The following is a 12300-nucleotide window of genomic DNA, read 5'->3' as shown; positions in this document are numbered from 1 at the left end:
CTGGCGGCAGACGGTCCGCCCGAGCGTTGCCTGTCTCCATGGCGGCGCTAGCGGTCGGACGCCAGCAGCGCGCGGGTCAACACCCGCGCGATGCCATCGAGCGTGAAGCCGAGCGCGCCGATCACGACGATCACCGCCGTCAGTTCGGCATACGCGAGCCGGTCGCGCGTATCGAGGATCAGGTAGCCGAGGCCCGCGTTGACGCCGAGCATCTCGGCCGGCACCAGCACGATCCACAGGATGCCGATCGCGAGCCGGATGCCGTTGAGCAGCGGCCCTGCGATCGCGGGCAGCACGATATGCACCAGCAGCTCGCGGCGGGTGGCCGCGAGGCTCGCGCCGAGCTGCAGCCAGCGCCGGTCGATCTGCGTGACGCCGGCGGCCGTGCTCATCAGCACCGGCCACAGCGCGGCGAACCCGAGCAGGAAGTAGATCGCGCGGTCGCCGATGCCGAACGACATGACCGCGAGCGGCATCCACGACAACGGTGACACCATGCGCAGGAACTGGAACGTCGGCGACAGCATCCGCTCGACCCACCGCACGCGGCCGAGCAACAAGCCGAGCGGGACGCCGGCCAGCAGCGCCGCACCGAGCCCCACGCCGATGCGTCGCAGGCTGACGAGCGCGTGTTCGAGCAATTGATCGACCGCACACAGCGCGCGCAGGCTGGCGAACGCGCTGTCCGGCGCGAACTGCCGGCCAAGTGAGCCGGGCTCGGTCAACAGGTGGATCGCGGCCCACCAGACGGCGACCGTCGCCACGAGCCCGGCCACGCCGAGCCAGCCCGCGGCAACGCGTGCCGGGAAGCGTGCGCCGCCGGCCCGGCGCGTGTCGGGTGCGGACGAGCGGCGAGTGGCGAGCGCGTCAGACAACGATGATCTCCTCGCGCTGGAACGCGCCCGACTGACCGAACGCGGTCAGCCCACCGACCGCGTCGATGCTCTTGCGCACGAACCGGTCGTCGACGAGATCGCGGGCCGCGAACGCCGGGTCGAGCGATGCGAGGAAGGTGCTGTCGCCGTCGACCACCGTCCGCTTCAGCCGCTGAACCAGCGCCTCGGTATAGCTCGGGAACGGATACGGCTGGAAGTCGATCCGCTTCGCGTGCCAGTCGGCATGACGGATCGCGCCGCTTGCGCGATAGGTATCGGCCAGCGACGCCGACGGTACCAGCACGCGGTCGAGCGACGCGAGCGTATGCGGCGAATAGCGGTGCGTGCCGTCCTTCGACAGCAGTTGCGCGGTGTCCTGCGGATGCGAGCGCGCCCACAGCTGCGCCTTCACGATCGCGTTGACGACCTTTTGCGACCACGCGGGGCGCTGCGTCAGATCGTTCTCGTGCATGAACACGACGCAGCACGCATGGTTCTTCCACACGTCGCCGGTGAAGCGCAGGATCTTGCCGATCTTCATCAATTCCGCGGTCGCGTTGAACGGCTCCGCGACGATATACCCGGCGATCTGGCGCGCGGCGAGCGCGGGCAGCATGTCCGACGGCGCCATCACGACCAGGTTGACCTCGTTCGCCGCGGGCGTGCCGCGCCGCTTGAGCACCGGCGTAAGCCCCTGCTGGCGCAGCAGGTCCTGCAGCACGACGTTGTGAATCGAGTACCAGAACGGAATCGCGACGGTCTTGCCGCCGAGATCGCGCAGCGAATCGATGTCGGGCGCGACCGTCAGCCCTGAGCCGTTCACGTGGTTCCACGCGACCACCTTCGCCGGCGCGCGGCTGCCGTAGCGCGCCCACAGCGTCATCGGCGACAGCAGGTGCACGACGTTGACCTGGCCGGACAGGAACGCTTCGACGAGCTGCGCCCAACTGCGCAGCAGCTTCGGTTGCTCGACCGTCAGCCCTTCGGATGCGAAATAGCCGTTGTTGTGGGCGACCAGTAGCGGGGCCGCGTCGGTGATCGGCAGGTAGCCGATGCGAACCGGCGCATCCGGTTCGGCCGCGGCTTGCGCGTTCGCCATCGACAGCAACGGGGCGGCGCCCGTCGCGGTGAACAGGGCCGCAAGCTTCAGCCATTCGCGGCGCGACATCGGAATCTGGCACATGGATAGGCGGGTCAGGTCAGTTCAGGGATTGGAGTTCGGACGCGTGCGGGCGCTTCATGCCCGCCTGCAACGCCTTCAGGATGTCGATTCGCATCGTGCCGAGTTCGCTGACGAACGCGTCGCGCGGGTGCGGATAATCGACGTGCCACGCGTCGATGAAGCGGCCCTGCGTGCCGAGCAGCACGATGCGATCGGCCACCAGCAGCGCCTCGTCGATATCGTGGGTCACGAGCACCGTCGCGCAGCGCGTCGTCGCGACGACGTTCACCAGCAACTGCTGCATCGCGGCGCGCGTGACTTCGTCGAGCGCCGAGAACGGCTCGTCGAGCAGCAGTGCGTGCGGCTGACGCGCCAGCGCGCGGGCGAGCGCCGCGCGCTGCGCCATGCCGCCGGAAAGCTGGGCCGGGCGCAGCGACGCGGCGGCTTCGAGCCCGACCGCATGCAGCGCCGAGCGGACGCGTTCGCGTTGCTGATTGCGCGTGAGGCGCTCCTGATGTTCGAAGGCGAGACCGAACGCGACGTTCCGTTCGGTCGACAGCCACGGCAGCAGGCACGGGTCCTGAAACGCGATCGCGATCCTCGGGTGCGGGCCTTGCAGCGTCGTACCGTCGATCGACACGGTGCCGGATTGCGGTCGCTCCAGCCCGGCCAGTGCGCGCAGCAGGCTCGACTTGCCGGTGCCGCTCGGGCCGATCAGCGCGACGATTTCGCCGCGCCCGACCGACAGCGAGACATCGGCGAGCACGGTATTGCGCCGCTCGCCGTCGTAGCTGAGCGTCAGATGGCGGGCGTCCAGCAGCGGGGGCGTCATGCGGCGATGCTCCGCGTCCGTGCGGCGAGTTGCGCCTTCAACTGCACGACGCTCGGCGTGACGATCGGAATGAACGCCGCTTCGCGCCAGCGTCGCTCGAAGCCGAGCCCCGCATCGCGCAGATAGCCGCGGCCGCCGCTCGCCTCGAGTTCGAGGTTCACGGCCGTGGCCACGCGCGTCGCGAGCGCGATGCGCAACGCGAACAGGCGGTCGGGATGCAGGCGCAAGCTGCCGTCCGCGATGCCGGCCGACAGTTGCGCACACGCGGCAGCCAGTTCGGCCGCGCAGGATTCGACTTCGGGGCCGAGAATGCCGCGCGTCGTTTCCGCCGCGCGTCGCGCTTCGGCCAGCGAGCGCCGCGCGAGCCCGATCGACAGCCCGCACTGCAAGCCGAGGAACGCTGGTCGCACAGCGGACAGGAAGGTTTGTGCGTCCGGATGGATCAGCCACGCGGCGTCGCCCGGTACGGCGTCGAGGTGCAGCGCGGCGGTGTTGCTGCCGCGCAGCGCGATCAGGTCGAGATCGGGGCTGCGCGTCAGGCCGGGCGCATCATCCGGAATCGCGACGATCGCGGACGGCCGGCCATCGCCAAATGCCACCGCTGCCGCCACCACGAACCGTTCGGTGCGCAGGTTCGTCACCCACGCCATCCTGCCGGTCATCCGCCAGTCGTCGGCGCGTTCCGCGTGCGGCGTCGCGTCGATCTGAAGCGACTCGATGCCGGACAGATATTTCATCGCATTCGACAAGCCGCTTGCGCCGGCGCAACGGCCGTCGAGTAGCGCCGGCAGCCAGCGCTCGCGCAGCGCGGTATTCGGGCTTTGCAGCAGGTATTCGATGAAGCTGCGCTGACCCCACAGCACGAAGGCCGCGGTCAGCGAATGCTCGGCCACCGCGGCGATGCCGGCAATGGCGTCCGCGGTCGTGCCGCCCGCGCCGCCGAGGCTCGCCGGCACGCCGGTCCGGAACAGTCCGGCGTCCGCGAGGCGCGGCACGATTTCCGCTTTCAACGCGGCGCTCGTGTCGAGCTGCGTGGCGTTCGCGTCGAGCCAGTCGACGAGCGATGCGTCGAGCGCGGGCGCCGTCAGGCGGCTTGTGTCCGGGGTTCCCATCGGTATGCCGCCAGTTCGGGGTTGAGTTCGTTGCGCGACAGATTGTTCGCGAAGTTGCACAGCGTCGCGAGGCTCACGCCCAGCACCACTTCGAGTGCGTTCGCTTCGGTGAAGCCGGCGGCCAGGAACGCGGCGAGCGCGTCGTCGGTCACGGCGCCGCGCGTCGCGATCACGGCGCGCGTGAAAGCAGCGACGGCTTCCAGCCGCGGCTCGGCGACCGGCTCGCCGTCGCGCAGTGCATCGACGTCGGCGCGCTCGACCTGGGCTTTTTTCAGTGCGGCGGCGGTGTGGCCGGCCACGCAGAATGCACAGCCGTGGACAGCGGCCGCGGTGATCTGCACGGCTTCGCGCTCGGCGAACGTGAGGCCCGCGCGGCCGTTGATCTCCGCGACGGTCAGATAGGTTTCGAGGGCGACCGGCGCATTCGCGAGCGAACGGACGAGGTTCGGCAGGAAGCCGTTCGCGCGCTGCGATTTTTCGAGGAAGGGCTGGCTGGCCGCGGGGGCGGTCTCGATGGTGGGCAACGGCAGGCGGCTCACAGGATTCTCCGAAAAGGGCAGTGAGATCATTGTCGAGGCGCTGCCGCCGCCGGACAATGCGCGAACATCCGCGATTCCTGTGCGTTCGTCCCGCGCCGCGCGCCGCGGCCTCACGACGCCTGCTAGTGCAGGCGCGCCGCCGATTGCGACGCGTTGTCGCGCTCGCGGCGCCATGCGCCGGGTTGCATGCCCATCGTGCGCTTGAACGCGTGCGCAAACGCCGATTCCGACTGATAGCCGACGAGTTCGCCCGCCCGCGAAATCGGCAGGCCCTGCTGCAACAGGTCCGCCGCGAGCCGCATCCGCACCATCGTGACGAACTGCATCGGCGGATGGCCGGACGCTTCGCTGAAGTGCTTGCAGAACGCGGTGCGCGACATGTTCGCGAACGCGGCCATCGAGTCGGTGGTCCACGCGTCGGCGGGCGCGTCGATGATCGCGGCGACCAGCGTGCCGAAGCCGGTCCGCTGCATCAGCGTGGCGAGCCCGCTGGCCACGGTATCGTGCCCGGCGGCGTCCCGCACCGCATAGAACAGCAGCAGTTCGACCAGCTTGTCGATCAGCGGGGACGGCGCGTCGACGCCGTGACGGCCTTCGGCGCGAATCAGGTCGAACAGCCCGTGGATGCCGCGATACGCGTCGTCGCCGCGCCGCACGATCAGGTACTCGGGAAAGAGCGACACGATCGCGCGCGACACGGCGGAGTGGAATTCGATGAAACCGCAGGCGAGCCCGACGCTGCCGTCGACCGACGGGTCGAGCGGTTGCATCGACCCGCGCCGCTCGAGCGGGTCGCCGCCCGCGACCGCGCAGGCCTGCGGGTTGACCGGGCTCGGCGACAGCCCGTGCGGCACGTCACGCAGCAGAAACACGGCTTCACCGGCCGCGACCGGGATGCTGTCGCGCCCGTCGGCGAAGTGCAGCCACGCCGATCCATGCAGGATGACGTGGAAGCTCGCTTTCGCCCGGCCGGCGGTGGATGCCTGCCAGTCGCCGCAATACTGGCCGACGTGAAAAAGCTGGCTTTTCGGCTCCAGGCTGGACAGCAGCCAATGGACGACCTTGTCTGTTTGCGCGGACATTCCGATGCTGGAGGATGGGTGACGCGCCCATGCTACGGGCTGCGCCGCGCCGCTCAAACCAACGAATCGTAGAAAGCATTTTCCTGCCGTCGCAATGTCTCGCGAGGCGGCGCGGCCCGGCGTTCGGCCGGGATGCGCGCGGCGCTGGCCGGGTGCCGACGATACGGCCCGCGCGCTATGCTTGCACGCCCACCCGATACCGCGTGGTCTGCCGGTACACGTCGCCCGGACGAACGATCACGTCGTCGCGCAGGCCGTCCATGTTGACCTGATCCGGAAAGCCGCCCGCCTCGACGCACAGCGCCGCGTGTGGCACGCAGCGCGTGCCGCCGCTCACGCGCAGGCCGTCGAGATAGTTGCCCGTATAGAGCTGCAGGCCGCGCTGGTCGGTCGACACGATCAACTCGCGGCCGCTTTCCGGATCGTAGATCCGTGCGACGGGCCGGACCTCGCGCGCGCCGTTGCCGACGACGTAGCAGTGATCGAAGCCGCGCGCCCGCGCCAGTTGCGCATGCGGCCAGTCGAGGCGCGCGCCGAGCGGCGCGCTTTGCCGGAAATCGAAGGCCGTGCCCGTCACGTCGGCCGTGCCGGTCGGGATCAGCGCGTCGTCCACTTCGAGGAACGCATCGGCGTCGATGTGCAGCAGATGGCCGCGCACGTCGCTGCCCGCCCGCCCGTTCAGGTTGAAGTAACTGTGATTCGTCAGGTTCAGCGGCGTCGGCGTGTCGGTCCACCCCGAATAGTCGATCGTCAGCGTGCCGTCGTCGTCGAGCGTGTAGCGCACCTGCACGCGCACGTTGCCGGGGAATCCCGCGTCGCCTTCCGGCGAATCGAGTTGCAGCGTCAGCCCGCCGCCATCGTCGAGCACGTCCCACCGCGCGCGATGAAAACCGTTCGCGCCGCCGTGCAGCAAGTTGCCGTTCTCGTTGCGGTCGAGCAGGTAGTCGACGCCGTCGAGCGTGAAGCGCGCGCCGGCGATCCGGTTCGCCCAGCGGCCGACCGTCGCGCCGAGATAGGCGCCGGATTCGAGGTACTCGGCCGGCGTGTCGTGCGCGAGCACGATATCGGCCAGGCGCCCGGTGCGATCGGGCGCGAGCCACGACACGACGGTCGCGCCGAGGTCGCTGACGACGACGCGCATTCCGTGCGCGTTGCGCAGCGTATAGCGCCGCACGGGCTCGCCGTCGGGCAACGTGCCCCACGGCTCAGAAAGCACGCGTGCCGCGCCGGGCGTCAGGTATGAGGAATCGGTATCGATATGCATGGGTGGAGGTCGGATGGGCGGCGGATGTCAGTGGGGGGCGGCCGCGCGTTCCTGGTATTCGCGCGGCGTGCAGCCGAGTTCGCGCCGGAACACCGCGTACATGTATTGAAGCGACGTGAATCCGCAACGGATCGCGACTTCGGCGCTCGACGCCTGGCGGCCGGCGAGCAGCGCCTGCGCGGCTTCGAGCTTGTGGCGCAGGATCTCCTGGTGCACGGTGCGTTGCAGTTCGCGCCGGAAGTGCTCCTCGAGCAGCGAGCGCGACACGCCGACATAGTCCGCGACCTGTTCGGTCTTGATGCCCTGGCACGCGTACTGGCGGATGAAATGCCGGGCACGCATCACGTGCGGGCTCGCCAGCGGCTGGTGGCGCGTCGATTCGAGCACGTTGATGCCGACCGGCGGCACGAGAATGCGCTGCCCGGGAAAGCGCGCGCCGCGCAGCATCCGGTGGAGCAGGTGCGCGGCGGTGCGGCCCATTTCCTCGGTGCCCTGGATCACCGACGACAGCGGAATGCGCGTCAGCGTGCGCGTGAGCGGATCGTTGTCGATGCCGATGATCGCGACCTGTTCCGGCACCGCGATGCCGGCGATCAGGCACGCCTGCAGCAGATGCCGCGCACGCGCATCGGTCACCGCGATCACGCCGACCGGCTTCGGCAGCGCATGCAGCCAGCCGATCAGTTGCTCGATCGCGTGATTCCACCCGGACGCACTCGTCGACAGCCCGCGGTAGATCGGCGCATCGAGCCCGTCCGCGCGCGCGAGCCGGTCGAACGCGAGTTCGCGCTGCTGCGCCCAGCGGTTCTCCTGCGCGACCGGCAGGCTGTACATCGCGAAGTGCGCGAGTCCGGCGCCGATCAGGTGCGTATAGGCGAGCGACACGAGCTTCGGGTTGTCCGTCGCAATATATGGGACATCGTCCGGGTACTGCGTCGGGTCCTCGTACGACGATCCGATCGCGACGATCGGCAGCGGCGAACCTGCGAGCGCGTCGGCCACGGCCGGGTCGTCGAAGTCCGCGATGATGCCGTCGCCGTCGAAACGCTCGATCCCGGTGAGCCGGCAGCGGAAGTCGTCTTCGAGGAACAGGTCCCACACGACGCGCGTCGTGTGCAGGTACTGGCCGATGCCGCTGATGATCTCGCGGTCGTAGACCTTGTTCGCGTTGAACAGCAGCGCGATGCGGTGCGGTGTCTGGGCGGAAGGGGCGCGTGTCATCTGGGTGTCGGGTGAGCGCGTCGGGGCGCCGTGCCGTTGTCTCCGGGGCGCGCCCGGACGGCGGCGCGCGATATCTGGTGTACGTGGTGTACGGCGATTGTAGGACGGAACGCGCGCCGCACGTAGCGGCTGGCAAGAAACATCAAGCGGGCTGCGCAATTTCGCAATTGCCGGCCGATAGGCGCGCGGGCACGATCCAGTCAACCGAATTCGGCCGCGTGCGTCGTCGCGATGCGCGTTGCGCTGCAACAAGAACCCTCACGGAGACGCCATGTCGTATTTCGAGCACATTCCCGCGATTCGCTACGAAGGCCCGCAGTCGGACAACCCGCTCGCCTATCACCATTACGACCCTGACAAGCGCGTGCTCGGCAAGACGCTCGCCGAGCATCTGCGGATCGCGGTCTGCTATTGGCACACGTTCGTATGGCCGGGCCACGACATCTTCGGGCAGGGCGCGTTCCAGCGGCCGTGGCAGCAGCCGGGCGACGCGCTCGAGCGGGCGCGGCAGAAGGCCGATGCGGCGTTCGAATTCTTCACGAAGCTCGGCACGCCGTTCTATACGTTCCATGACACCGACGTCGCGCCGGAAGGCGACAGCCTGCGCGACTACGCAGCCAATTTCGCGCGGATGGTCGACTATCTCGGCGAGCGTCAGCAGGCAAGCGGCGTGCGGCTCCTGTGGGGCACCGCGAACCTGTTCTCGCACCCGCGCTTCGCGGCCGGCGCCGCGACCAACCCGAACCCCGACGTGTTCGCGTGGGCCGCGACCCAGGTGTGCCATGCGCTCGACGCGACCCATCGGCTCGGCGGCGAAAACTACGTGCTGTGGGGCGGACGGGAAGGCTACGAGACGCTGCTCAATACCGACCTGAAGCGCGAGCGCGACCAGTTCGCCCGCTTCCTGTCGATGGTGGTCGAGCACAAGCACCGGATCGGCTTCAAGGGCGCGCTGCTGATCGAGCCGAAGCCGCAGGAGCCGACCAAGCACCAGTACGACTACGACGTCGCGACCGTGCACGGCTTCCTCGTGCAGTACGGACTCCAGAACGAGATTCGCGTGAACATCGAGGCGAACCACGCGACGCTCGCCGGTCATTCGTTCCATCACGAGATCGCGAACGCCTTCGCGCTCGGCGTGTTCGGCAGCGTCGACGCGAACCGCGGCGACCCGCAGAACGGCTGGGACACCGACCAGTTTCCGAACAGCGTCGAGGAGCTGACGCTCGCGTTCTACGAGATCCTGCGCCACGGCGGCTTCACGACCGGCGGGATGAACTTCGACGCGAAGGTGCGGCGCCAGAGCATCGATCCGGAAGACCTGTTCTACGGCCACGTCGGCGCGATCGACGTGCTCGCGCTCGCGCTCGAACGCGCGGCGGTGCTGGTCGAGAACGACCGGCTCGACGCGCTGCGCCGGCAGCGCTACGCGCAGTGGGACGACGCGTTCGGCCGCAAGATCCTGTCCGGCGGCTATACGCTGGAATCGCTGGCGGCCGACGCGCTCGCGCGTGGGGTGAACCCGCGGCATGCGAGCGGCGCGCAGGAGCGGCTGGAGAACATCGTGAACCAGGCGATCTACGGGCTGCGCTGACGCCATGTACATCGGACTCGATCTCGGCACGTCGGGCGTGAAGGCGGTGCTGCTCGACCGCGACGGCGCGGTGCGCGCGAGCGCGAGCCGCCCGCTGACGGTGAGCCGGCCGCAGCCGCGCTGGTCCGAGCAGGCGCCGCGCGACTGGTGGGACGCCGCCTGCGGCGCGCTCGCCGCGCTGGTCGCGGGTGCGCGCACGGCCGGCATCGACCCGCGCGACATCGACGCACTCGGGCTGACCGGGCAGATGCACGGTGCGACGCTGCTGGATGCGCATGGCGACGTGCTGCGCCCCGCGATCCTGTGGAACGACGGCCGCGCGGACGCCGAGTGCGCGGAACTCGAACGGCTCGCGCCCGCATTGCGCACGGTGGCCGGTAACATCGCGATGCCGGGCTTCACCGCGCCCAAGCTGCTGTGGGTGCGTCGTCACGAGCCCGACGTGTTCGCACGCGTCGCCTACGTGCTGCTGCCGAAGGATTATCTGCGCTACCGGCTGACCGGCGCGTTCGCGACCGATCCGTCGGATGCTGCCGGCACGCTGTGGCTCGACGTCGCGAAGCGCGACTACGACGACACGCTGCTCGCCGCCTGCGGGCTGTCGCGCACGCAGATGCCGCCCGTATTCGAAGGCAACCGCATTACCGGCACGCTGCTGCCGGCTGTCGCACGGGCGCTCGGCCTGCGCGAGATCCCGGTGGTGGCCGGCGGCGGCGACAACGCGGCCGGCGCGGTCGGCGTCGGGATCGTGCGGCCCGGCGACGCGCTGCTGTCGCTCGGTACGTCGGGTGTGTATTTCGCGGTGTCGGACGGGTTTCGCGCGAATCCCGAATCGGCGGTGCACAGCTTCTGTCATGCGCTGCCGGACACGTGGCACCTGATGTCGGTGATGCTGAACGCGGCCGGCTGCGTCGACTTCACCGCGCAACTGGCCGGTTACGACGGCGTCGCGGCGCTGCTCGACGACGCCGAGACGAACGCACGCGCGAGCCGCCCGTGGTTCCTGCCGTACCTGAGCGGCGAGCGCACGCCGCATAACGACGTGAACGCGAAAGGCGTGTTCTACGGGCTCACGCCCGACACGCGGCGCGCCGATCTCGCGAACGCGACGCTCGAAGGCGTCGGCTTCGCGCTGCTCGACGGCATCGACGCGCTGCATGCGGCCGGACTTGCACCCGACAGCATCACGGTGATCGGCGGCGGCTCGCGCAGCGCGTACTGGACGCAGATGCTCGCCGACCTGAGCGGCCGTGCGCTGACGCTGCGCGCGGGCGGCGAAGTGGGGCCGGCGCTCGGCGCCGCGCGCCTCGCGCATCTCGCGCTCGAACCGCATGCGCGGCTCGGCGACGTGTGCCCGCAGCCGCCCGTCGTCGCGGTGCGCGAGCCCGATCCCGAGCGGCACGCGTGGTATCGCGACGCGCGGCGGCCGACGTTTCGCGCGCTGTACCGTGCGCTCGAACCGGTGTTTGCGACGGGCGCTTGACGCACATTGCAGTGACTCGATGCGGGCGGTGCAATCCGGCGGCCGCCCGCGGTTCGTGAGGTGGTTCCATAACAAGGAGTCTGGAGACATGAAAACCGTGACGCGTCGTACCGTATTGCATTCCCTTGCCGGCGCCGCCGCGCTGGCGATCCTCGCGCTGGGCTCGCCGCTCGCCCACGCGAGCAAGGACAAGCCCGAGATCGGCTTCTGTATCGACGACCTGCGCGTCGAGCGCTGGTCGCGCGATCGCGACTATTTCGTCGCGGCCGCGACGAAGCTCGGCGCGAAGGTGTCGGTGCAGTCGGCCGATGCGAACGAGGCGCGGCAGATTTCCCAGATCGAGAACCTGATCTCGCGCGGCGTCGACGTGATCGTGATCGTGCCGTTCAACTCGAAGACGCTCGGCAACGTCGTCGCCGAAGCGCGCAAGGCCGGCATCAAGGTCGTGTCGTACGATCGCCTGATCCTCGACGCCGACGTCGACGCGTACATCTCGTTCGACAACGAAAAGGTCGGCGAGCTGCAGGCGCAGGGCGTGTTCGACGCGAAGCCGAAGGGCAACTATTTCCTGCTGGGCGGCGCGCCGACCGACAACAACGCGAAGATGCTGCGCGAAGGACAACTGAAGGTGCTCAAGCCGGCGATCGACCGCGGCGACATCAAGGTGGTCGGTCAGCAGTGGGTGCCCGAATGGAGCGCGTCGACCGCGCTGCGGATCGTCGAGGACGCGCTGACCGCGAACAACAACAAGATCGACGCGATCGTCGCGTCGAACGACGGCACGGCCGGCGGCGCGATCCAGGCGCTCGCCGCGCAGCATCTGGCCGGCAAGGTGCCGGTGTCCGGGCAGGATGCGGATCTGGCCGCGGTCAAGCGCGTGATCGCCGGCACGCAGACGATGACCGTCTACAAGCCGCTGAAGCTGATCGCGAGCGAAGCCGCGAAGCTCGCGGTCGATCTCGCGAAGGGCACGAAGCCCGCGTTCAACGCGCAATACGACAACGGCAAGAAGAAGGTCGACACGGTGCTGCTGCAGCCGACGCTGCTGACCAAGCGCAACGTCGACGTCGTCGTGAAGGACGGCTTCTATACTCAGGCCCAGCTGGCGAGCCAGTAACGGCACGACGCGCGGGCGG

The 12300-nt window shown here is 69.2% G+C and carries 11 protein-coding genes; 3 read left to right on the top strand and 8 right to left on the bottom strand.

Translation table 11 applies throughout. The features are described 5' to 3' along the window. Positions 1-47: 47 nt before the first annotated feature. The 8 genes from BLS50_RS32310 to BLS50_RS32275 form a co-directional block, all read right to left on the bottom strand. Positions 48-875 (bottom strand): ABC transporter permease, encoded by an 828-nt coding sequence (locus BLS50_RS32310; RefSeq protein ID WP_074807730.1) that lies wholly within the window; start codon positions 873-875, stop codon positions 48-50. Beyond that, complete coding sequence (locus BLS50_RS32305; protein WP_074807727.1) at positions 868-2058, bottom strand: ABC transporter substrate-binding protein; 1191 nt, start codon at positions 2056-2058, stop codon at positions 868-870. Before BLS50_RS32305 ends, BLS50_RS32310 begins: the two co-directional genes overlap by 8 nt. A 16-nt stretch (positions 2059-2074) precedes the next feature. Beyond that, entirely contained in the window at positions 2075-2869 is a 795-nt protein-coding gene (locus tag BLS50_RS32300; protein WP_074807724.1) for an ABC transporter ATP-binding protein, read from the bottom strand. Next, entirely contained in the window at positions 2866-3981 is a 1116-nt protein-coding gene (locus BLS50_RS32295; RefSeq protein ID WP_074807721.1) for an acyl-CoA dehydrogenase family protein, read from the bottom strand. Before BLS50_RS32295 ends, BLS50_RS32300 begins: the two co-directional genes overlap by 4 nt. Then, positions 3954-4520 carry a carboxymuconolactone decarboxylase family protein gene (locus BLS50_RS32290; protein ID WP_074807719.1) on the bottom strand — a complete coding sequence of 189 codons (567 nt, stop codon included), beginning with the start codon at positions 4518-4520 and terminating at the stop codon, positions 3954-3956. Before BLS50_RS32290 ends, BLS50_RS32295 begins: the two co-directional genes overlap by 28 nt. A 122-nt stretch (positions 4521-4642) precedes the next feature. Next, positions 4643-5602 carry an AraC family transcriptional regulator gene (locus BLS50_RS32285; protein ID WP_074807715.1) on the bottom strand — a complete coding sequence of 320 codons (960 nt, stop codon included), beginning with the start codon at positions 5600-5602 and terminating at the stop codon, positions 4643-4645. A 175-nt stretch (positions 5603-5777) separates the two neighbouring features. Continuing rightward, on the bottom strand, positions 5778-6866 hold the full coding sequence (locus BLS50_RS32280) for an aldose epimerase family protein (RefSeq protein WP_074807712.1): 1089 nt from the start codon (positions 6864-6866) through the stop codon (positions 5778-5780). A gap of 27 nt (positions 6867-6893) precedes the next feature. Further along, positions 6894-8087: a XylR family transcriptional regulator gene (locus BLS50_RS32275; RefSeq protein WP_027809163.1), complete on the bottom strand. Its 1194-nt coding sequence runs from the start codon at positions 8085-8087 to the stop codon at positions 6894-6896. Positions 8088-8358: 271 nt separating this feature from the next. On the opposite strand from BLS50_RS32275, the gene xylA reads away from it, so the two are divergent. From xylA to xylF, 3 genes are all read left to right on the top strand, one after another. Continuing rightward, positions 8359-9681 carry a xylose isomerase gene (xylA, locus tag BLS50_RS32270; RefSeq protein WP_011549898.1) on the top strand — a complete coding sequence of 441 codons (1323 nt, stop codon included), beginning with the start codon at positions 8359-8361 and terminating at the stop codon, positions 9679-9681. Between the two features lie 4 nt (positions 9682-9685). Further along, positions 9686-11164 (top strand): xylulokinase, encoded by a 1479-nt coding sequence (gene xylB, locus BLS50_RS32265; RefSeq protein WP_074807709.1) that lies wholly within the window; start codon positions 9686-9688, stop codon positions 11162-11164. 88 nt (positions 11165-11252) lie between these two features. Continuing rightward, positions 11253-12281, top strand: a complete 1029-nt coding sequence (xylF, locus tag BLS50_RS32260; RefSeq protein ID WP_011695050.1) for a D-xylose ABC transporter substrate-binding protein — start codon at positions 11253-11255, stop codon at positions 12279-12281. Positions 12282-12300 lie beyond the last annotated feature (19 nt).

Origin of the sequence: Burkholderia orbicola, assembly GCF_900100915.1 — a bacterium.
Taxonomy (GTDB): Bacteria; Pseudomonadota; Gammaproteobacteria; order Burkholderiales; family Burkholderiaceae; genus Burkholderia; species Burkholderia orbicola.
Note: the sequence above shows the minus strand (reverse complement) of the source record. Positions and strands in the feature narration are given on the sequence as shown.

Excerpts from the sequence above, each read along its gene's own strand:
- xylF (WP_011695050.1), top strand. The coding sequence starts at position 11,253 with ATGAAAACCGTGACGCGTCGTACCGTATTGCATTCCCTTGCCGGCGCC.
- BLS50_RS32300 (WP_074807724.1), bottom strand. The coding sequence starts at position 2,869 with ATGACGCCCCCGCTGCTGGACGCCCGCCATCTGACGCTCAGCTACGAC.
- BLS50_RS32275 (WP_027809163.1), bottom strand. The coding sequence starts at position 8,087 with ATGACACGCGCCCCTTCCGCCCAGACACCGCACCGCATCGCGCTGCTG.
- xylA (WP_011549898.1), top strand. The coding sequence starts at position 8,359 with ATGTCGTATTTCGAGCACATTCCCGCGATTCGCTACGAAGGCCCGCAG.
- BLS50_RS32280 (WP_074807712.1), bottom strand. The coding sequence starts at position 6,866 with ATGCATATCGATACCGATTCCTCATACCTGACGCCCGGCGCGGCACGC.
- BLS50_RS32305 (WP_074807727.1), bottom strand. The coding sequence starts at position 2,058 with ATGTGCCAGATTCCGATGTCGCGCCGCGAATGGCTGAAGCTTGCGGCC.
- BLS50_RS32285 (WP_074807715.1), bottom strand. The coding sequence starts at position 5,602 with ATGTCCGCGCAAACAGACAAGGTCGTCCATTGGCTGCTGTCCAGCCTG.
- BLS50_RS32295 (WP_074807721.1), bottom strand. The coding sequence starts at position 3,981 with ATGGGAACCCCGGACACAAGCCGCCTGACGGCGCCCGCGCTCGACGCA.
- xylB (WP_074807709.1), top strand. The coding sequence starts at position 9,686 with ATGTACATCGGACTCGATCTCGGCACGTCGGGCGTGAAGGCGGTGCTG.